General features: G+C 40.4%; 16 protein-coding genes and 1 tRNA gene. 9 read left to right on the forward strand and 8 right to left on the reverse strand.

All coding sequences use genetic code 11. The annotated features are described in order from the left end of the window. Nucleotide 1: 1 nt before the first annotated feature. From V7K69_RS27265 to V7K69_RS27295, 7 genes are all read left to right on the forward strand, one after another. A tRNA-Glu gene (locus V7K69_RS27265) sits at nt 2-74 on the forward strand. A gap of 220 nt (nt 75-294) precedes the next feature. Further along, nucleotides 295-1,638: an adenylosuccinate synthase gene (locus V7K69_RS27270; RefSeq protein WP_335040253.1), complete on the forward strand. Its 1,344-nt coding sequence runs from the start codon at nt 295-297 to the stop codon at nt 1,636-1,638. A 97-nt stretch (nt 1,639-1,735) separates the two neighbouring features. Further along, nucleotides 1,736-2,341, forward strand: coding sequence for a 50S ribosomal protein L25/general stress protein Ctc (locus V7K69_RS27275; protein WP_335040255.1), 606 nt, complete (start codon nt 1,736-1,738; stop codon nt 2,339-2,341). A 100-nt stretch (nt 2,342-2,441) separates the two neighbouring features. After that, on the forward strand, nt 2,442-3,992 hold the full coding sequence (locus V7K69_RS27280; protein WP_335040257.1) for a bifunctional aminoglycoside phosphotransferase/ATP-binding protein: 1,551 nt from the start codon (nt 2,442-2,444) through the stop codon (nt 3,990-3,992). A 293-nt stretch (nt 3,993-4,285) separates the two neighbouring features. Further along, nucleotides 4,286-4,792 carry a hypothetical protein gene (locus V7K69_RS27285; protein WP_012407394.1) on the forward strand — a complete coding sequence of 169 codons (507 nt, stop codon included), beginning with the start codon at nt 4,286-4,288 and terminating at the stop codon, nt 4,790-4,792. Between the two features lie 178 nt (nt 4,793-4,970). Then, a complete protein-coding gene (locus V7K69_RS27290; protein ID WP_335040318.1) occupies nt 4,971-5,762 on the forward strand; it encodes a YdcF family protein in 792 nt (263 codons plus the stop codon). Nucleotides 5,763-5,859: 97 nt separating this feature from the next. Beyond that, a complete protein-coding gene (locus V7K69_RS27295; protein ID WP_185584878.1) occupies nt 5,860-6,081 on the forward strand; it encodes a hypothetical protein in 222 nt (73 codons plus the stop codon). A 5-nt stretch (nt 6,082-6,086) separates the two neighbouring features. On the opposite strand, the gene V7K69_RS27300 is transcribed toward V7K69_RS27295, so the two are convergent. Both V7K69_RS27300 and V7K69_RS27305 read right to left on the reverse strand, forming a co-directional pair. Continuing rightward, a complete protein-coding gene (locus tag V7K69_RS27300; RefSeq protein ID WP_190932914.1) occupies nt 6,087-6,308 on the reverse strand; it encodes a ferredoxin-thioredoxin reductase variable chain in 222 nt (73 codons plus the stop codon). Nucleotides 6,309-6,910: 602 nt separating this feature from the next. Beyond that, a complete protein-coding gene (locus tag V7K69_RS27305; RefSeq protein ID WP_335040261.1) occupies nt 6,911-8,170 on the reverse strand; it encodes an RNA-guided endonuclease InsQ/TnpB family protein in 1,260 nt (419 codons plus the stop codon). A 51-nt stretch (nt 8,171-8,221) separates the two neighbouring features. Here V7K69_RS27305 and tnpA point away from each other — a divergent pair, with 51 nt between their 5' ends. Then, nucleotides 8,222-8,644: an IS200/IS605 family transposase gene (tnpA, locus tag V7K69_RS27310; RefSeq protein ID WP_335040264.1), complete on the forward strand. Its 423-nt coding sequence runs from the start codon at nt 8,222-8,224 to the stop codon at nt 8,642-8,644. 177 nt (nt 8,645-8,821) lie between these two features. Further along, on the forward strand, nt 8,822-9,523 hold the full coding sequence (locus V7K69_RS27315) for a DUF547 domain-containing protein (protein WP_335040266.1): 702 nt from the start codon (nt 8,822-8,824) through the stop codon (nt 9,521-9,523). Here the strand turns inward: V7K69_RS27315 and V7K69_RS27320 are convergent. The 6 genes from V7K69_RS27320 to V7K69_RS27345 form a co-directional block, all read right to left on the reverse strand. Next, on the reverse strand, nt 9,508-10,263 hold the full coding sequence (locus V7K69_RS27320; RefSeq protein ID WP_335040268.1) for a TIGR04283 family arsenosugar biosynthesis glycosyltransferase: 756 nt from the start codon (nt 10,261-10,263) through the stop codon (nt 9,508-9,510). The two genes, V7K69_RS27315 and V7K69_RS27320, sit on opposite strands and share 16 nt — an antisense overlap. A 62-nt stretch (nt 10,264-10,325) precedes the next feature. Continuing rightward, entirely contained in the window at nt 10,326-10,691 is a 366-nt protein-coding gene (locus V7K69_RS27325) for a rhodanese-like domain-containing protein (RefSeq protein ID WP_335040270.1), read from the reverse strand. Between the two features lie 158 nt (nt 10,692-10,849). Beyond that, complete coding sequence (locus V7K69_RS27330; protein WP_335040272.1) at nt 10,850-16,864, reverse strand: trifunctional serine/threonine-protein kinase/ATP-binding protein/sensor histidine kinase; 6,015 nt, start codon at nt 16,862-16,864, stop codon at nt 10,850-10,852. 110 nt (nt 16,865-16,974) lie between these two features. Beyond that, nucleotides 16,975-18,291, reverse strand: a complete 1,317-nt coding sequence (locus V7K69_RS27335; RefSeq protein WP_335040274.1) for an MFS transporter — start codon at nt 18,289-18,291, stop codon at nt 16,975-16,977. Nucleotides 18,292-18,343: 52 nt separating this feature from the next. Further along, nucleotides 18,344-19,489: a PepSY-associated TM helix domain-containing protein gene (locus V7K69_RS27340; protein ID WP_335040276.1), complete on the reverse strand. Its 1,146-nt coding sequence runs from the start codon at nt 19,487-19,489 to the stop codon at nt 18,344-18,346. A gap of 271 nt (nt 19,490-19,760) precedes the next feature. After that, nucleotides 19,761-22,442, reverse strand: a complete 2,682-nt coding sequence (locus V7K69_RS27345) for a TonB-dependent siderophore receptor (protein WP_335040278.1) — start codon at nt 22,440-22,442, stop codon at nt 19,761-19,763. Between the last annotated feature and the right edge of the window lie 10 nt (nt 22,443-22,452).

A 22,452-nucleotide genomic window follows, 5' to 3' on the forward strand; every position in this document is an offset into this window, starting at 1 on the left:
TGGCAGTGTAGCTTAATGGTAAAGCGTCCGCCTATTCAGGGCGAAAGACAGCCGTTCGATTCGGTTCGCTGCCCCAGCAACGTAGTTCAAAGAGTAGAATTCCTTGGAGTATACCAGGAGATATGGGTGCAATTCCCGTCGTTGCCCTTTTTGCGAGAGTAGAATGGTGAGTCTTTATAATCAAAAATCTAAAACCCACTCCTAAATACCCAATAAGATTTTTATGATTGACACGATCTACATAATATGTTAATAATTATAGTTTGTGGAAACTTTACTTCTTAATATAAGCTCTTGGCTAACGTCATTGTCATAGGTGCCCAATGGGGCGATGAAGGAAAAGGTAAAATAACTGACTTACTCAGTCGTTCCGCAGATGTTGTGGTGCGTTACCAAGGGGGTGTCAATGCTGGACACACGATTGTAGTTAAAGGTCAGACCTTTAAACTACACTTGATTCCCTCTGGTATTTTGTATCCAAATACCGATTGTATTATCGGCTGTGGAACAGTAATCGATCCACAGATTTTGATCGCAGAACTCGACCAACTAAAAGAACTAAATATTTCCACTGACCACCTGCTGATATCTGAGACAGCCCACGTAACGATGCCTTATCATCGGTTGATTGACCAGGCATCTGAAGAACGACGGGGAAGCCATAAGATCGGCACAACAGGTCGGGGCATTGGGCCGACTTATGCTGATAAATCTGAACGTACAGGCATTCGGGTTTTAGACTTGATGAACCCGGATGAGCTACGTGAGCAGTTGGAGTGGACGATTAATTATAAAAACGTCATTTTAGAAAAGCTTTACAACTTGCCGCCTCTAAATGCACAAGAGGTGATTGAAGAGTATTTGGGATATGCGGAACGCTTGCGTCCTTACGTTATTGATACATCGTTAAAAATATACGATGCGATTCAGCGACGGCGGAATATTTTGTTTGAAGGCGCACAAGGTACGCTCCTTGACTTAGATCATGGGACTTATCCTTATGTCACCTCCTCTAATCCCGTTGCTGGGGGGGCTTGCGTTGGTACAGGGGTAGGGCCGACAATGATTGACCGGGTGATTGGCGTGTCGAAAGCCTACACAACGCGGGTGGGAGAGGGGCCATTTCCCACGGAATTGGATGGAGAGTTGGGAGAATTGTTGTGCGATCGCGGTGCCGAATTTGGCACAACCACTGGACGCAAACGGCGCTGTGGCTGGTTTGATGCGGTCATTGGTCGCTATGCCGTGCGGATTAACGGCATGGATTGCATGGCGCTGACCAAACTGGATGTCCTCGATGAATTAGAGGAAATTCAAGTTTGTGTCGCATACAACATAGATGGTCAACGTAGCGAACACTTCCCCACCAGTTCTCGTCAATTTGCGAGATGTCGCCCCATCTACAAAACCTTACCAGGGTGGAAAGTGTCAACAACCGAATGCCGCACCCTGGAAGACTTGCCACAGCAAGCACTGGACTATCTAAAATTCCTCGCTGAATTAATGGAAGTCCCGATCGCGATCGTCTCACTAGGAGCAAGCCGCGATCAAACAATAATCGTAGAAGACCCCATCCACGGGCCCAAACGCGCTTTATTGCAGGCTGACGGCACACCTGCTACCTTACTAAGTGCGTAAATTAGTCATTGGTCATTAGTCATTGGTCATTAGCAAATGACAACTGACAAATGACAAATGACAACTGACAAATGACAACTGACAAAGGACAACTTCTATGACTATTACAGTCGAATCTCTAAAACGTCCAGAAGGCAGCAAGCCAAGAGCTTTGCGCCGTTCTGGATTGATACCTGCCAATTTGTATGGTCATAAGGGTACAGAGTCCATTTCTTTGACCATTGAGGCTAAAACTGTTGAACGTTTGCTCAGAAGAGTTTCAGTCAACAATACTTTAATTGAATTAAACATTGCTGATGCACCCTGGCGCGGCAAAGCCCTACTCCGGGAACTTCAGATCCATCCAGCAAAAGGTACACCCTACCACCTCAGCTTTTTCGCGGTTGCTGGTCACGGTGACACGACTGTAGAAGTACGGCTGCGTTTTGTGGGAACTGCTGTTGGTGTTAAACAAGAGGGTGGTGTGTTAGACACCGTAATCACCGAATTGCAAGTAAGTTGTGCGCCAGAAAACATCCCAGATGTAATTGAAATCGATGTCACTAACCTGCAAATTGGAGACAGTTTAAGTATTAGTGATATACCTTTTCCTGAAGGTGTAACACCTCTAGCTGAATTGGAACGACTTGTTGTGAGCGTTTTGCCACCACAAATTAGCGCTGAAGATGCTGGCACAGAAACTGAAACTGAAGCTGCTTCTTAAGCTAAGTAAACTGTGTAATAATTTTTGATGAAACCAGGAGGAAAACTCCTGGTTTTTTTGTATTTGAACCGCAGAGGCGCAGAGAGCGCAGAGGACAGAGATGACAGAAGCGACTCTTCCGGTCTTAATTCAGCAAATGTTGCAACCGGGATTTTATCCCCATCCAGTAACAGAACCTATTCAACTAATTCAAACTCACATTTCTTATGTGCTGCTGACTGGGGATTATGCCTATAAGTTGAAAAAACCGATGAATTTTGGCTTTTTGGATTTTTCCACTTTACAGAAGCGGCAGTATTTTTGTCAGGAAGAGTTGCGGTTAAATCAGAGGGGTGCTGGTGAACTATATTTAGAAGTTTTGCCTATAACTCTGGTAGGGAAGCAATACCAGTTAGGAGGAACTGCTGAGGCTGTAGAATATGTGCTGAAAATGCGGCAGTTTCCTCAAGAGTCGCTATTGAGTTCGCTTTTTGACCAGGGTAAGTTAGATGAGACACGCTTACATGAGTTGGGACGGGTAGTAGCTCAATATCATGCCGAAGCACAGACGAATGATTACATTCGCAGTTTTGGTGAAGTGCCAAAAGTTCGGGCTGCCTTTGATGAGAATTATCAGCAAACTGAGAATTATATTGGTGGCCCCCAGACTCAGAAACAATTTACAGAAACAAAGCAATATACAGATAAGTTTTTTGCCGAACGTTCAGAATTATTTGCTAGCAGAATTCACAACAATTATATTCGTGAGTGTCACGGGGATTTACACCTGAGAAATATTGCCCTGTGGAACGACAAAATTTTACTGTTTGATTGTATTGAGTTTAACGAGCCGTTTCGCTTTGTCGATGTGATGTATGATGTGGCGTTCACGGTGATGGATTTGGAAGCGCGGCAACGCAAAGACTTAGGTAATGCGTTTTTGAATGCCTACATAGAGCAAACTGGAGATTGGGAAGGTTTACAGGTACTGCCTTTATATTTAAGTCGTCAGCCTTATGTTAGGGCTAAGGTGACATCATTTTTGCTAGATGATCCAGGTGTACCCGCGACGCTAAAGGAAGAGGCGACAAAAACCGCCAGTGAGTATTATAAACAGGCTTGGGAGTACACTAGACCAAAGGCTGGAGAGCTAATTTTGATGTCGGGGTTGTCGGGTTCTGGTAAAAGTACTACAGCAAGGCATTTAGCTCGTCAACAGGGAGCTATTCATCTGCGTTCTGATGCGGTGCGGAAACATTTAGGCAAAATTCCCCTGTGGGAAAAAGGTGGCGATGATTTGTATACACCTGAGATGACTGAGAAAACCTACACAAGGCTGCTGGAATTGGGGATTATCCTGGCTAAACAAGGTTTTTCGGTGATTTTGGATGCCAAGTATGATAAACAGCATTTGCGGCAAGAAGCGATCGCTCAAGCTACAAAGTACAAAATTCCCCTTCAGATTATCCAATGCACAGCACCGCTAGAAGTTCTCAAAGAGCGTCTGAACAACCGCACTGGTGATATTGCTGATGCTACCGCCGATTTATTAGCCTCACAAATCAAACAAGCTGAACCTTTCACTGAAGAAGAACAAGTCTACGTAAAGATTTTGGATACAACTCAATCACAAGAGGCACAATTAAAAGAATTCGTAATTCGTAATTCGTAATGATGCTCTCTAAGTAAGTTGGCGTGAAAAAAACTAAGTATGTTACGAAAGGTAAATAGGCTTAAAACCCTTACTAATAAACAATGACAAGGGACAAATGACAGCTTTAACCAGTTAGCTTTAATTTCGCCGACCTACTTAAGTTCGCGCAGCGTGTCGCAGACAGAGGCTATGCGTAGCTTGCTTCCTCATAGAGGTCGCGGACTTGCTAGCGCTATGCTAACGTAATTCGTAATTGAATCGAAAATTACGAACTACGAATTGGTATCTAGTTGATAGTCTTTTTTTACTATATGGCAGACAAAAAGAACGACTTTTTGAGTATTTCTCCCAGCTTCTTTTCTCAGTTGTTATTTGGGGCATTTTTAACATTCATATTAATAATGACCGGCTCCGCACCAGCCCTAAGCATCTTCTTAGGAATCATGGGCGGTTTCATCCTCAGTTGGATCACGAATGTAACCGATAATAGCCCCCAGGCACCAAATGTAGCCTCCTCTGATGGTGTTGATACAGGACTAAAATACTGGTTATTTTTCATGCTTGGCTTTGTGTATTTGGGGTATCCAGCACCCACGAGTATCTTGCTAGGTGGAATAGGCGCTTTAGCTGGAGGCTGGATTACTGCTTGGTGGGGAAGTAAGGAAGAAACTAGAACTCAGTTGCAAGTCGAAGAATTAGAAGAGGGCGAAGTTGAACCAACAAACGACAGAATCAACAAACGGCAAACAAGAAGAAACACCCGCCGTTACCGTCGCGCTCCTGGAAGTAGTATCAATTTCAAGTTTTGGGAAAGGTAATAAATTTGGGAATTGGGTATTAGTCGAATGGCACTAAGAAAAGCTGAAACCGGGCTACGCCCCGCTACGCTAACGTCAGGGCAGGGTGTGGGAGGTGTGGGAGGACGGGGAAGAAGTCTTACCCCCCACACTCCCCACACTCCCCACACTCCCCATTCCCCATTCCCCATTCCCCACTATGTTTTTATATCTTTCCAAATTACTGCCACTATTTTTTTATCCACTAGGATTGGCCTGTGTAAGTTTGGTGATAGCATTAGTCACCTTGTGGAAACGACCGCGCACTGCGGCGATCGCAATTGCTTTTTCCCTAATTTTGTTACTATTTTGTAGTAATGCTTGGATTGCTAAATCATTAGTGCGATCGCTAGAATGGCAAAATTTGCCACTCGCCCAAATCCCAGTTGCAGAAGCGATTGTGGTTTTGGGTGGCGCAACTAAATCAGCTTTTCCCCCAAGACCTAGCGTTGATTTAAGTGAATCAGGCGATCGCGTGATTTATGCCGCACAACTATATCGCCAAAAAAAAGCACCTATAATCATTCTTAGCGGTGGACGCATTGATTGGCGTGGTAGCGGTTCACCAGAGTCGGCAGATATGGCAACAATACTGACATCTATTGGTATTCCATCTGAGGCGATTGTTCAGGAACCTGAATCTCTCAATACTTATCAAAATGCTGTAAATGTCCGAAAAATTTTAGAATCTCGTAATATAAAACAGGTATTATTAATTACTTCGGCAATGCACATGCCGCGATCGCTTAACATTTTTCAGCGTCAAGGAATTAATGTTATTCCCGCACCCACTGACTTTTTAGTTAGTCAGGGTGAACTGCAAGAACTTGGTGCCACTCCCAAAGCCGCTATACTAAATTTATTACCTGATACCGACAACTTGCACCAATTTACCAGCGCTTTAAAAGAGTACATTGGTTCTTTAGTTTATCGCTTACGCGGTTGGCTTTAACAAAGTTATTAGTTGTGAATTATGAGTTATTAATTATGAAATATAGTAATCCCTAATTTTAAACTCCTAACTTTTAACTCCTAAGTTTATTAATTTTATGTCTAAAAACTTACCTTATATTATTCCATCCCCTCAACCCCAAGTTGAGGAAGCTTTTGCTGCTTACCAAACAACCCACCAGTTCTACCATGAAGTTCGGTCAAGGTCAGAGTTCCAGCGTTATTGTGAATGGTATTACACAACAGCAGAACAGAACCGCCAAGAGCTAAAAAGAATGCGCGGCGAACTGAATATTTTTCAGTGGTTTCGCCGGCGATAAGTGATTTAGATGATTTCTAACTCATTTTCACGTAAATGGGCTTTAAACTTTTTACTAAACTGGACTACAATCGGCAAATTAGCGCTTACGGGTCTGTCTCGCCATTGGGTGGCAATATTGACTACTTCGCCTTCTATGCCTTTGATGTCAAAAGCCTGATTCCGGTGTTCAGGATGATGATACACTACTACCGAATCTTTAACGCGGACGCGATCGCCAACTTTCATAACAACATTTACACCTAGCATTTGCTTTTCCACAAGTATCTGCTACAAAATATATGATTAAATCGGTTAAAATTCTATTTAATCAGCTATTTCTTGACGCTTCACAGGGGGGCGACGGCGCATTGAACCCTCTGCGTCCAGGCACGTCTTAGCAATCCGTGCATAATTTTCTAACTTTTTTGCCGTGTTAATAAATATTGCCCTCACCCTTTGTTTTGCCCCAAAAACAGGCAAACAAAAGAAAATAAAGCAATACTCAGATGTGCTTAGTACTTTGGCAAGAGATATAACCCTTTTATCTTCAGGGTAACTGAAAGTTTTCGGGGCATTCTAAAACCCTTCATTTGTATAAGGGGTTTTAATATCTGGTCAGGAGAATATTTTACACAATTCCTGGAACAACAGGTTCACGAATTTACCGAAAAACTGGGTCTCAAGACCTGTTCTGACTTCGACAGGTTCGAATTTTCGTTAGAAAATTGGGTATAATTTTTCGAAAACACCGTATGGGTAATTCATGAATTACCCGTAAATTAGAATAAATTGCTCAATTATATAGAGAGTGTATTGATACTCCCCACCGCGTAGGCGGATGGGGATTCTTAAGCAATCCAGAAACGGATTCTCAAAGGTGCTATCAATGCACCCCTACTGATTCCACTCAGGTCTAGCCCAAGCTTCACCGCTACTTTTCTTAGAATGTTAGATGCCCCATTAGCATCAGCATTTATTCTTGTACCATTTGCCGAACGGTACAAACCACGTTTAACTCGCTTACCAGACTCTTGCCACCCTTCAGGTTTTGCGCCGAATGTAGGTAGCAAATCAGAGTCCAGAAAACTCGCAATACTTGTGTAACTCTCTTCAGTTTCCTCAAACCTTAATCCATACTGAAGGCAGAGTTGAGCGATTCTATCTTTCAACCTAGCAGTAGGAATCTGAACAAACTTTTGATTAGTCTTACTGCCAAGATTAATATTTTGGCGCTGACCTTCGTTCCATCCAAAAACAATTGTTCCTATCTTGTTCTCAATGCAGTGATTTAATATCAGTCGAGCCGCTTTATTTACTGCATCCCTAACTTGCCTGTTGCGTTTTTCGGTGATGAGAGCTAACTGTTTAGACCAAAAACCTTGTGGTTGATTCTCTTTAAGAACAGACACTCGTTTGTTATACCACTGGTTCAAACTTTTGAGGTGCAAGCCATCAACTATCATTGATGTACCAACATTGCTTACACAGGTTAACCAGTTATTCAGTCCTGGGTCTATACCAATGACTTTGTTAAAATCTACATCAGATTGAATGGTCGAGAGTTTGTAAACAAGCTCCAAATAGAATTCACTATTTCTAGGGAGAATTCGATACTCTCTAATTTGTTTATGCTCAAGATTCGAGGGCATCGGTAAGTAAAATTCGGCTATTCCAAACCAAGTTTTAACCTTACTACCCAACGGGAAACGTAAGCCTTGTGGCTTAATTTTTATGGCTTGAGCCGGATAGGTTACTAAGCTGAATCCGCCATCTCGATATCCCGGAAGCTTTGGTTTTTGCGTTACGGTTCCATTTTTTATCCCTTTGAGTAGTCCCACAAATGATTTGAATGATTCGGCTACACTCATTAAGCATTGTTGTGCCGCTTGAGAGTACATTGCGGCAAAATGAATATTGTTAGAGAGTTCATTGTTTAAATCAAATTTGCTAGGGATTTTACCCGTTTTAAAGTAAAGCTGGCGTGCATAATACGTTCCGCAATTAGAGAGTTTTGTTGCTTCACTACACAAAAACTCTAAGATTGCCTTTAGATCATTATCAGGATTTAATAGTATTTGTTGGCAACCATACAACATCAGTCGAATCATGTAATTATGTTACTCTCAGTACTATATCATAGATTTTAGGGTTGACTCGAAGTGGCTAGAAATAGTTTAAGGAAAGGAGCGCACGTAGTTTTTGATATTCATCTACACATGGTTTTTGTAACTAAGTTTCGTAGGTTAGTTTTTACAAAAGCCATGCTTGCAGATATGGAGCCTATTTTTGTGCGGGTATTGACTGCTAATCAGTGCATCCTTGAGGAATTTAATGGAGAGCCTGACCATGTACACTTGCTTATCAACCTGCACCCAGACAACAATATTTCTGATTTGATGGCTTCACTTAAATCAGCTTCTAGCAGGATTTTGAGACAACAATACAAATCAGAAATAGGTAAGTTTTACTGGGGCGAAAAGGTTAAACTATGGCATGATTCTAAATGTGTGGTTTCGTGCGGTGGAGCGCCATTAGAAATAGTTAAGGATTATATTAAAGAACAATCCGGCGGGAAAGAATGATTGTCTACTGCGCTCCACTCCGCAGACCGCTATCCATCCCCACCGTATAGACGGATGGGGTTTTCCGCGAATCCTGATAAATTTGTATATTTGTATTAGGGGCGCAAGGTCTTGCGCCCCTACCCAAACACAGGGATGGGATGTTTTTTTAACTAGAAGTCCCTAAACACAGCGATAATGATTGATTTTGAACCTTGGGATAGGTTATTGCGTCAGTATGTTGATCAACAGGGTCGTGTAGACTATTTTGCTTGGAAAACAGAGCAACCTCAAGCGCTAGGAGATTGGTTGTCAAGTCAAGCAAATCTGGATTTTACATCTAATTGCAGCACTTTTGAGCAATTGGCATTGTGGATCAACCTTTACAATGCGTTCACTATTTCGGCAATTTTGGAGATGTACCCACTTGAGTCAATTCGTCCGCAAATCTTAGGCATTCCCAACTGGCTGGCTTTTTTGTGGTTCTTTCAACGTCGTAGTTATTATATATTTGACGAACGTTACAGTTTAGCCCAAATAGAGAACTCTATTCTGCGGGAGAAATTACAGGAGCCGCGAATTCATTTTGCAATTGTCTGCGCTTCGGTTGGTTGCCCATTACTGCGTGCTGGAGCTTATTTTCCTGAACAAGTTACTCAGCAGTTAAATGAAGACACCCGTCGTTTCATTAATAATCCTGAAAAAGTCCGTTATGACTCAGATAGTAAAACGCTCTACTGTAGCAAAATCTTTAAATGGTATCGTCAAGACTTTCTCAAGGTTACATCCTCTATTCCAGAATATATCCGCTCTTACCTAGAGACAGATTTGCCTTTGCAAGCCTCAACGCCAATTTCCTATCTCTACTATGACTGGAGCCTGAATCAGCGAATATCTTGATAAAATTGTTTGAGATAATTTGCATCAACGCCAATCCCCCACAAAAAACCGATATAAAAGTAAAGTGCAGTTGCTTTGAAGCTACCCCATTTTGCGACGCGTCGATCTGAAGATTGAACAATACGGTTTACCTGATAAATACGCCCTTTTTTAACCAATTTCAGGCATAAATCTCCATCCTCCATAATCGGCAATGCCTGATCAAATCCATTGCAATCCCAAAAGTCAGTACTACGACAAAACATTACCTGATCTCCAAACAAAAGACGTAATCCTCGAAAAAACAGGTACGGTTTAAATAACAGTGGTGCGTAATAGGTTTTTAGATAATTATGTAGAGAGACACCCCAGCGAGTGGTTTGAGATCCGCTCATCAGAGAAATAAACCCCCCACAAGCAATGGTTGGCTCTGCTAAGGTTTGCTCTATTACAGTGATTACGTCATCTGGCACCCAAGTGTCTGCATGAAGAAAGCAAAGAATATCTCCAGTTGCAGCCGATGCACCGTAATTCATCTGAATCGAACGCCCACGCTGCTCAGATGAGATAACTTGTAGACACAGCGACTGATCAAACGATCCAAAGCATTGCTTTGCAACTGCCACTGTCTCATCTTCGCTGCCACCATCTACCACTATCACTTCCTTTGCAGGGGGATTAAGTAAAGTCAGTTGGCGCAATGTACGCCTTAAGCTAACTGCTTCGTTTAAAGTCGGAATGACAATGGAAACTTGAGACATGCAGCAAGAGTAGTTTTATTAGGAATTTGATACTAGGAGAAAAAAATGTATTTACTTAAAATTTACCACTCCTGAGCATGGTTTGTAGCTTTTAGCAGTTTTCCCCATATTGCATTATAAGGATGTACAAGTTGTGTTTGCTGCTCGTCTTTAAAAATAAGCCTCCCTTCATTTGCCCACTGAAAAATCCCACCGCTTAAGTTATAAATGCACTTCATCCCGTCTTGATCAAGCTGTTGGGCTAATTTGGCGCTCCGGTAGCCAACAGAACAGTAGATAACAATTAGTCTATCTTTTGAAACTGTTGAAAGTTCTGCTAAGTCAGGTGTTAGATGATTTATACACACTGCTGTTTCGATATGGCTTACCCCATATTCTGTTTGACTTCGTGCATCTAACAGTAATGGCCGTGGCTTTGTAGAATCCAACAGTAATTGAGCTAATTGGTTGCAATTAATTTCCTTAACAGTAGGAAACTGAAATTTGATCAGAAGTTTAAGAAAATTAAACGTGAGCGATCGCACTTATAAAAATACCCTCCGGTAATGACTGCTCATTCCTGTTTTCAACCGAGTTAATTTTGAGTCTAAGCCAGAATCGGTAAAGTAATCACAAATTCTGTTCCTTGGCCAGGAGTAGAATTCACATTCAAAGTTCCACCATGTTTTTCTACAACAATAGACTGAGCGATCGCTAATCCTAATCCTGTTCCTTTACCAACAACTTTTGTAGTAAACAAGTGGTCAAATACTTTTTGTTTGACTGATTCACTCATGCCTTGACCATTATCAGCAATCTTCACCTCAACTTGTTTGTCTTCCAATGATGTGGTAATTATAATCCGATTTGGATTGGCTTTAATCTCCCTAAAACTTCGGTCTGTATTTGATTCATCCAAAGCATCAATAGCATTCGCTAAAATGTTCATAAATACCTGATTTACTTGACCAGGGAAACATTCTACTTGAGGTAAATTACCGTAGTTTGTGATAACTTCAATGGCGGGACGTTGTTGATTTGCTTTCAGACGATGTTTGAGAATGAGAATGGTACTATCAATGCCTTGATGGATATCAAAAGGTACTTTGTAGTCTTGATCGGCACGGGAGAAAGTGCGGAGACTGGTACTGATATTTTTCAGCCTGTCACAGGCTATCATCATCGAATCAATCATCTTGGGCAAATCTTCTAAGCTATATTCCAAGTCGATTTCTTCGGCGTGTTCAATAATTTCTTCTTTTGGATTTGGCAAACTTTGTTGATATAATTTTAGATGTTTAAAAATATCTGCAAATACAGGTTTACTTTGTTCAAGGCTAGCAGAAATAAAACCAAGAGGATTATTCATTTCATGAGCTACCCCCGCTACAAGATTTCCCAACGCAGACATTTTTTCATTTTGTACTAATTGAAGTTGAGTTTCTTTAAGATATTGGAGTGTTTCTTCTAATTGGCTTGCTTGTTGGCGAGTTTCCAGCAGGAGATCGGTTTGTTGGAGTGCAACTCCCATTTGTGCAGCAATTTGTTGGGCAAATTCAATCTCAGAAGGTTGCCACTGATGTGGGTGTTCGCATTGGTGAATACAGAGTAAGCCCCAAAGTTCGTCATCTTTCATAATTGGTACAACCAATGATGCTCTAACATTAAACTCTTGCAAAATTGCCCGATGACAATCTAAAACTTCTGCGGTTTCAATATCTGACATTGCACAAAAGCGTCCCTGTTTGTACAGGGTTGAATAGTTCTCTCCAAAACAATGGTCTTGAATTTTTACAGCTAAACCAGAAGGAAATTGCGGTAGGACATCTTCGGCAATAAATTCGCCATATTCGTAATTTACCCCAAAATGAAATTGATAAATTCCGACGCGCGAGACATTAAGGATTGAGCGAAGATTTTGAGTTACTGCACGAAAAATTGCATCTAAATCTAAAGACTCTCGGATCTGATTCACAACATTAAATAAGGTTTTTTGCTGCTGGAGAGATTGTTGAATCTGTTGAGCTTTTTCTTGAGATTCTTGATAAAGACGAGCATTTTCTAGAGAGATGGCAGCTTGCACAGATAACATTTGGATAACTTTGATGCGATCGCTAGTAAATACCCCTGCCACTAGTTTATTTTCTAAGTAGAGAATGCCTACTAAGTGTCCTTGATTAATAATCGGCGTACAAAATACACTCTGGGGTTGAAATTCGAGCAGATATTCTCCAAGTAACCCAGGTATCTCTGTTTGACAGTTATCTATGACAATGGTTTGTTGAGTATTTTTGACATAATTGATAATTTTTCTAGGGATATCTGTACAAGTATCTACTGCTTGTGACTTGAGAATAGTTTGTATTGGAGCTAAAAAACTGTCTTGGTGATTAATAAAAGTAATTGCCTTGACTTTTAAGTTTCCATTTTCAGAAAGAACTAAGGCAAATTTATGGGCACCAGAGTTTTCGAGAATAATTTTCGTCAGGCTAGCAATAATTTCATCCAATTCAATGCTACTAGAAATAGCTTGAGCCGCTTTCAGAATAGACATGAAGTCTAAAGCATCAGAAATATTTGTGCTACCAATAATAGAAGTTTGACCGGATAAAGATATCGAACTATGGGCAATACTAGCAATCGTTTCTAGGGAATTAAACCTAAGTTTGTGTTGATGTATGATAGGTTGAAGTAATTCAGGATAGCGTTTTTCTAAGTCATCAGTTTTAGCTTTTGCTCCCCATCGGGCGTAGCAGTAGTAAGCTTCTTGCATATATGCTTGAGCCACTTTTTCTTTGCCCCAATCAAGGTAAAATTTAGCTGCTAGTTCGTTAGCCAGAGCTTCTTGCTGAATGTACTCATTTTTTTTGGCTCCAGCGATCGCGCGATCGTATAAGTCAATTGCCTCAAATCGTTGACCTAAGACCCGATGACGCTCTGCCTCTACTAAATCAAATTTATGCTGAAAATTCATCGGTGCAATTATTGCTCGAACTTTTAGGTGTTGTTGATTTTCGTCAACCTTCAAGAGCAATTTTGCTTGTTCAGAAGATTTAGCTTTAGAATAGACAGATAGACGAGCCAATGAATCGTAGTAATGGAAAACAGACACAGATAGCATTCCGGCACCACCTTTAAGGTAACGCTCTCCTTTGTCTCCATTGCTAACTGCCGCTAGAGGATTATCAAACAAGTAGCTAATAATTAACTTAATTAGATAAAATTCATGGAGTGTAAACTCATCATTTTCCTTGAGTAGAGCAGGTAATATTTTTTCTTCATCCCAGTATTCATCAATTAATAAATCTGAATAATGGCTAGATTTAGTTATAAATTCAATTGTGCTTTTAAGAGTACTAAATCTAATCAAAAAAGATTCGCCAGTTGCAAAACTAGACTCGAAGATTTTGATTTGTTCTAGTATAGATTTTAAATCTTCTACACCCATTAGATAGGTATAAAAAAGTCGGAAAAAAGCTGAGACAATCATGTGTACAGAATCTCCAACTTCTAATCCTAAAGTATAAGACTCTTTTAATAAATTGATGGTATTTCGGACAGGTAGCTTGTTGAATTGATTAAATGCAGCTACTTTGAAACTAGTCATACTTTTTAGAGATTTTGCATCAAACTTCTCTACAATTTTTAAAGCTAATTGTCCAAACTTATAGCCTTTTTCTAGTTGATTTAATACCGCATTTAAAACAATGCCAAAATCAGCATATCCTGGTGCTGAAAGTGCTGCATTGCCGTATTTAAGCGATAAGTTAACTTGTTCACAGGCAATAATTGGAAATAGGTGGGGAGCAGCCTGATGGACAGAGGGAGTGAGGCTGATCATAATTTTCAGAGCAACTAAAGCTTGAGGATCAGTCATCAAAGGTAGATCAATTAAGCTTTCAATTTGGCGTTCTCCCAGTGTTGATAAAGTGTTTTCTATAGCTTGATCAATATCTGAAGTAGTAGCAGATTCAAATAAGGGTATTCCAAGCTGTTGGAGAGTTTGACACCCAATATCAATTGCTTTAATCATCTGCCCTTGTACTTGATAATACTGGAGCTTAATTTCATAAACTTTTACTTTATCTAAAAAACTCGTCGCTCGTTGTATCACTACTTTAATTAGCGATTCCATCTGCTCAAATTCATTACTGATAAATGCAACTTCGGCAGCAGCGTGATATAAATCTCGCGTTAAATCATAAGCATTTTCCCAGCCATCACTAATTAATAACTGAATGCCCTGATTGAAATATTGTAGAGCTGCACCATAAGCAATTGCTTCTTTAGATTTCTGACCTGCCTTGAGATTTAATTGAGCTAATTCTTGACGTTTACTTGGCTGATTAATAAGTGGAATTCCATAATTTAAATGACCGACAATCTCAAAAATATGCTCTGACTGCTGGGCTAATGATGTATTTTTTAAAATTAATTGTCCAATTTGGAGATGGGTCAACTCTTTCTGTTCTTTGGGAATCAAACAAGAGGCAGCTTGTTGAATACGATCGTGCAAAAATTTGTATGTAACTGTCTTTTCTTTTAAGCTGTTTTCAGCCGATTGTGTATCTATATTATTTGTTATATTATCGTTTTTTTCTAAAAGTAAATCTTGATGAAAGCTATAAGTTACACTAGTAGGTAAAATTAATCCTTCTTGTAAAGCTTTCCATAAAATAGCTGCCGTTTCTATTTTTGATTTTTCTGAAACTATTGACAAAGTTCCTAAGTCAAACTGATTCCCAATACACGCAGCTAACTGTAAAAGTTGTTGAGTTGATTCAGGAAGTTTACGTAATTGACATACCATGAATTCTACAACATCATCTGTAACCGCTTGCTGATTTACTTGGGTAATATCATATTTCCAACAACCAGAATTAAAGTCAAATTTAAGAAATTCCTCTTGATGCAATACCTTGAGAAACTGTGTTGTGAAAAACGGATTACCTTGAGTTTTTTGATAGATCGATTGAGAAAGAGGCGATGCTAAATTTTCTGTACATTTCAATGTATCAGCGACTAACTGATTCAATTGCCCTTGACTTAGTGAGTTTAAAGTAATTGTATTAATCGGTGCTTGCGTTTTTTGAATCTCGCTCAAAGTCAATATTAATGGATGTGCTGGATTGACCTCATTATCACGATATGCACCAACTAACAATAGATGACCTGTATCAGCGCTCAATAGTTGCATTAAGTTTAGAGATGCTGAATCTGCCCATTGTAAATCATCTAAGAATATCACTAATGGATGTTCCGCAATAGTAAAAACTTGTGTAAATTTTTGGAATAATAAATTAAATCTATTTTTGGCCGCAGTTCCTGATAATTCTGGTACAGGTGGTTGTTCACCAATAATTCTTGATAATTCCGGGATAACTTCAATAATTACTTGTCCATTCTCCCCAACAGCTTCTAATATTTGGTTTTTAAATTGCTGGATTTGAGCGTTGTTTAAACTTAATAATTGCCACATTAAATCTCGGAATGCTTGCACAAAAGCACTCAAGGGAATATTTCGTTGAAATTGGTCAAATTTCCCTTTGATAAAATAACCGTGTTGGCGCACAATCGGTTTATAAATTTCGTTAATAACCGCAGTCTTTCCAATTCCTGAAAAACCAGTGACCAACATTATTTCAGTTGCACCTTTGCTTACTCTTTCAAATGCTTCGATTAGGGTGGCTATTTCCGTTTCTCGTCCATAGAGTTTATCGGGGATAAGAAAGCGATCGCACACATCTCTTTGTGCAATTGGGAAACTCTTAACTTCACCAGTTTTTTGGAGTTGAGTTAAACAATTTTCTAAATCAAATTTCAGACCCAATATACTTTGATAGCGGGATGACGCATTTTTTTCCATCAATTTGCTGACAATCTCTGAAATGACAGACGGAATTTGTGGGTCAATTTCATCTACTAATGGCGCTGATTTAGCAATGTGACAATGTACCAATTCCATCAAATCATTTGATTGAAAAGGTAATTCACCTGTGAGTAATTCATAGAAAGTTACACCCAAAGAATAAAAGTCTGTCCGGTAGTCAATCCCCTGATTCATCCTTCCTGTTTGTTCTGGGGAAATATAAGCTAGCGTCCCTTCTAATACATTAGAACTAATTAACGTTTGGGTTTCTCGTGGTAATAAAGAGGCAATACTAAAGTCAATGAGCTTTACTTGCTTAGTTTCAGGATTAATTAATATATTGGCAGGTTTTATATCTTTATGAATAATTCGATGGCGGAAAAGTATATCTAAGACATCACACAGAGATATTGCAATTTTTAAAAATTCCGTTAGGGATACAAGATTATCGTTAACGAAATAATCCTTCAGGGAAATTCCCCCAAAGTCTTCCATCACTAATATATAACCATTCTGGTATACTTCCAAGCTGTAAGTTTGAATGATTCCGGGAAAATTGAGATTTTTGGTAATGGTGTACTGATTACGAAATTGTACGAGTTCGCTAAAGCTAGGATAAGGATTTTTCAGCAGTTTGATGACTACAGGTAAGGAGTCAGTTTCCTGGAAACCACGATAAATAAGAGTTCTGGCACTATCATAAAGTTGTTCGTTAACTTTATATCCAGGAATACTGAGTTTGGTGTTAATCATGCTGGACTTTATCTTTAAGACTTTTACATTTAGTATTCCCAGATGCCTAAATAAATTTACTTTAACGACTAGCTACTTATAAAACCAGATTCACTACGCTTGAAATGGAACTAAACATAGGGCTTAACATTTGCTGTATTAGCATCATGATCGGGCAGTATAGTTTCTACGTTACGCAAAGTGCGGAAAGCATATCCACTTAAGCCAATAAATAACATCCCTAGCGAAGAAATGAAGTACAAAACTGCCATACCCGAACCTTTTCCCGTGCCGAATATCCAGCCTAATATGGGTGCAAGACTACCATCTGGCATCATTGCAGGTTCAAAAATATAGTCGGCTAGTGGCCCAGCTATCAAATAAGCAACCGTTGAAGCAATCAATGTTACAACCTTTAGAGTCGCAAAAACACGTCCTTGTATCTGAGGATTAACCTTGGTTAGCCAGATAGCATCACAAGAACTGCCAAGTATGGGAAAATTCACAGATGAACAAAATTGAGCTGGAATCCAAATCAATGGTGTCTTAGCTAGACTAAAGATAATTTTGCCTAAACCAACACCGATCATACCAAGTAGCACCCCATCGATACGACGCTTGAAACCACCCCAGCTATTGATGAGCAATACCCCAACTATTCCACCAATTCCTGCTGCTGAGGCTAAAGTGCCTAACACCTTAGCGTCATTGCCAGTCAGCGCTAGAACCATCGGTGAATAGATTGAGAGTCCAAAGTCATGGGCAAATGTAAATACAAATGCCAACACTAGCATAGCAAGCAAACTTGGACGTACAGCAATGTAATGCCAACCAAAGTAAATCTCCTGCTTCCAATTAGTGAAACTTTGAGTGTTTACTGTTGTCATACTAGGTTGTGGGATATGTACTCCTAAAACTGTGGTGACAGCGAATACAAAACTCACAATATCGATAATTAATATCCCAACAAGCCCAATAACTGAGTAGAGAATGCCTGCTAGTGTTGGCGCGATGATACTAGAACCGTAATCAGATAAAAATCTCAGACTGCTAACACGGCTGTAGTGCTGCTTGGGCATCATCGTAGATATGGATGTTGAGTAAGCCAGTTCTTGAATTACCTCAAAAATACCTTGGATAGCAACAGCTAAGTATAAATGCCATAATTGCAGATGTGTCGTTGAATAAAGTAGTAAGACAGCGATCGCTACAACACCACTCACTGTATCCCCAACTACCATCAGATATTTACGGTTCCAACGATCTACAATAAACCCAGCGATCGGAGCAATCAATACTTGTGGCAATTGTGCAAACAACCCAAACAACGCTATTGCTGTAACCTGATGCGTTAGTTCCCATACCCAGATAGTGAATGCAAAGCCAGTCATCCCACTACCAATAATAGAAACGGTTTGACCAAGCCAAATAATGATGAATATACGCACTTGTATGAGTCTTAAATTATAGGTTTGTGGCGGTTGGCAAATTAACCTTCAATTAATCTTGATGGTTCTTTGATAGTTCTATTACCTGATTGTGGCGGACAGCTTTTTCTCGGTAGCGATGTTGGTACATGACAAAGCCACTTATAAATAAAATCAAGGGTGATAATCCAACAAATACGTAGAGAATGCGCGTGGATAAACCACCAAATGTACCATAGTGTAGGGGAATAAAAGAGTTGAGGATGCGATCGCCCAATGGCATTTTTAAAGCATTATCAACTCGCAAAACTTTACCGGTGTACTGGTCAAGATAAACATTACTCTGACCACGTTCTGCATTTTCCTGGGGTAGCTTAAAGCTAATTGTCAAGCTGTCTTCAGGTTGACTAGGGAGGGAAATACTCCTGACCATAGCACCTGGCAAGGCAGCGTCAGCAATTTTTAGTTGTTCTGCAAGTCGCAACGGTAACTGACCAGGCTTGGGCAGAGAAACAGGTTCTGGTTGCTTTTTGGTAAATGTTACTGCATAAATGATGGGTTCAGTGAAGTCGTAGAAATTCCAGCAGAAGCCAGTAAAGGCAGTCAGCGCCAGGAACACCACTGTAATAATGCCTGCTACTTTATGAATGTCGAAGTTCAGCCGCTTTGGATGAGCATTCCACTTGATCTTGAATCCTGCAATCAGCTTGCGCCATCCAGGCCAGAGAATGACACCCGTAATACTCAGAACTAGCAACAGGAATGCTATAACTCCAACGATGGTCATCCCAATGTCTCCAGCCATCAGATTATAATGGAGTTCATATAGCAGAAGAATCAATGTTCTGTCTGATCGCTCACCCATGATTGCAGCAGTATAAGGATTGACAAAAACATCTATCCCTTTGTCATCAGGAGCAACGAAGGCAAACATAATTGGTTCATTTGGCTCTGAAGGGATATAGACTTTATTGAGCTTTAGGTCCTTTCGGGATGAATTATATTCCGCTTTCACAGTATTTACCACTGACTCTAGAGATAGTGGCGCTTCTTGGGAAGAGATATATCCAAACTGTTGGGCTACTAAAAAGTGGTTAATTTCCTTCTGAAAGACCAATAAACTACCTGTCAAGCCAATGATAATCAGCACAAATCCCATAGCTAAACCGAGGTAGCGGTGTAGACTAAATGCCCAGTTACGGAATGTTTTGGATTTCATTGCAGATACCCTTTACATACATTGATTACCCTTCTCATTCGAATGGCACGCTTGTTAATCGCAAAGCCCTGATATAACAAGATTTTGAGTGTGGGGAGTGTGGGGAGTGTGGGGGGTAAGACTTGTTCCCCGTCCTCCCACACCTCCCACACCCTGCCAGCAAGGAGGTTTCACCTTTTCTTAGTGCCATTCCCTTCTCATTCCTTCTGATAAAGGGGAAGAAAACTGATTTTTTCTCCCTCGCCTTACTAAAAGGAGGTTCAAAGAGAATTTAAAAACTGAATGAAATTGTGCCCTGAACTGTAAAAGGTGCTTGTGGGAATACATAAAAGCCGTTGGTTTCGTAGTATTTCACATCAAACAGATTTTTGAAATTGAGTGCGGCTCCCCAATCATTACGTTTGTAGAAGATAGTCGCATCGGTTCTAACATAGGAAGGAAGAGTAAACGGATCGCTTTGGTTAGTAATGCGATCGCCTATAAAAAATAACCCTGCACCAAAACCGAACCCTTGCAAATCACCACTCTGGATTTCATAAGTTGTCCATAGACTAGCGCCGTGATAGGGTGCATTTACCAAACGCGAACCTTGCAAAGAAGGATCGTTGTCTTCGCTAACATAAGCATCATTTAAAAAACCAGAAGCTATTATCTTCCAACCAGGTGTAATTTCTCCTGCCACATCCAGTTCAATTCCACGACTTTTTACCTCTCCGACTGCAAAGAATACATCAGGATTATCAGGATCAACTGTCGGTATATTGGTCTTTGTAATATCATAAGCTGCTAACGTCAGCGATATCTGAGGGCTGAGATCGGCTTTAATCCCGACTTCATACTGAGTACCCCGCGAAGGCTCCAGTGCTTCTCCATTCGACCTAAAATTATTGGGTACAAAAGACCGGCTATAACTGACATACAGCGAGATTGGTTCTATTGGCTGATAAACTAATCCGACACGCGGTGAAAAGGCTGTATCATAAAAATTAGATTCTTCTGGCTCGCTACCATTAACTGTGTCAGAAATGAATTTATTATTGTAATCAACAAAATCATATCTGCCGCCGACTAACAATTTCAAATTTGGCAGCAATGTCACTTGATCTTGTAAATAAATTGCTGCTGTATTTGTGGTTGAATCGGACTTTACTGCATAGGTAAAACTTTCACGGGAGGGAATTTCATATCCATAGACAGGAGCAAAGATATTGAGTGGTGAAATACTCGCTTGATCGAGTGAATAGTTACTAATGCTTCTACTGAATTCCACCCCAAAAAGTAGCTGATGCTGAATTGATCCAGTTTTGAATTCACTAATCAAATCGGTTTGCAGCGATAAATCGTTATTTTCACCAGGAGAAAGACCTGTAGAGTAGTCTCGTGATAAGGTATCGCCAACTAACTCATTAGGATTAATGTGGGTATCATTTGTCTTAATAAATTGACCAGATAAATTACTCCGCAGACGCAAGTTTTCATTAAATCGATGGTCTAGGGTTAAAGCAAAGCGGTTATTTTCAATATCAATCGAGTCGCTTGGTTCGCCTAAATTCCGGCTGATAGGGAGGTCAAGAAAAACACTGTTAGGTAAAAAACCACGATCGAATACTCTATTGACCTTTGTATATTCGTATTCTAGAGAGATGGTTGTGGCATCATTAATCTTATAGCTGACAATGGGAGAGATAGAGAAAACATCCCCATTGACAAAATCACGAAAACTTCCAGAGTTTTCATAGGCAATATTGAGACGATATAAAAGATTTTTCTCTGGAGTCAGGGGCCCAGAAATATCAATGGATGAACGATAAAAACTGTAACTTCCTGCTGTAAATTCACCTGCGTAGTAGGGTTCATTTAACGGTTGTTTTGTGACGTAATTAACAATACCACCTGGTTCAAATTGACCATATAGTACTGAAGCTGGGCCTTTTAGAACTTCAACCTGTTCGACGTTTGCGCCATAGATAAAAGCGTTTTGAGTTTTGAAGCCATTTCTCAGGATGTTTGAGTTGAGAAATCCCCGAATCGTTAAGTCATCTACAGCGCCACTATAGCCTGTTCCCACCGATACACCAGACACGTTACGGGCTGCATCTGAAATCCGAGTGATTCCCTGCTCCTCAATTACTTGTTTGGGTACAACTTGAATGGACTGAGGAATATCGCGCAGTGGGGTGTCGGTTCTGGTTGCAGTTGATGTTTCAGGTACACGATATCCATCAAGATCGCCCGTCACTACTAGTTCAATCGGTTCATCACTCGCCGCAGAAGGTTGACTTGGCGGAGTTTCTGTTTCTGACTGATTTGCTTCAGGCTTTTGTGGTGTTTGTGTTTGTTGTCCCTGCGATGTGGAAGAAGTTGCACTAGCCACACTCAAAATCAAACCCTCGTCAGGACTGTCAAACAACTCTACAGTTGGTACATTCGTTTCACCTATCACCGTGACTCGGATAGTTTTGGCATCAAGGTTTGCCACTGTTATCTCAGTAATACCTGCAACTGGCTGCTCCGAGCGAAATGTGAATGTATCACCTGAAGGTAAACGTAATTGGGCGTTGGGAATATCAGTGATAAAATTATTGCCCGAACTGCGATTCACCAGTTGGAGTTTTTCACCAAGGGCAGTTTGTAAGATCACTTCCACTCCCTGAGTGGTGGGATTAGCCTTAACTGCACTCACTGGGACAATTTCCGTGGTACTCCCTTGGCTGAGTTGTGGTGGCTGTCGAAGTATCTCTGCACTCTTGCCAGGATGTACTAACTCGCTTATTTGTTGAATCTCTCTGATTGGTTCCCCAGTAAATGGTTGATTGGAATTAGCATCTGTTGGAGTTGACTTGAGATGCTCTGATACACCTATCCCTACTTCTTCACTTCTAGCAGCAGTTGCGATCGATACAGTCAAAGAGCTTGTTAATAACAGGTAGGGAAGTAATTTTTTCAGTTTCATTCCAATCCAG

This window comes from Nostoc sp. (genome assembly GCF_036917775.1).
Lineage (GTDB): Bacteria > Cyanobacteriota > Cyanobacteriia > Cyanobacteriales > Nostocaceae > Nostoc.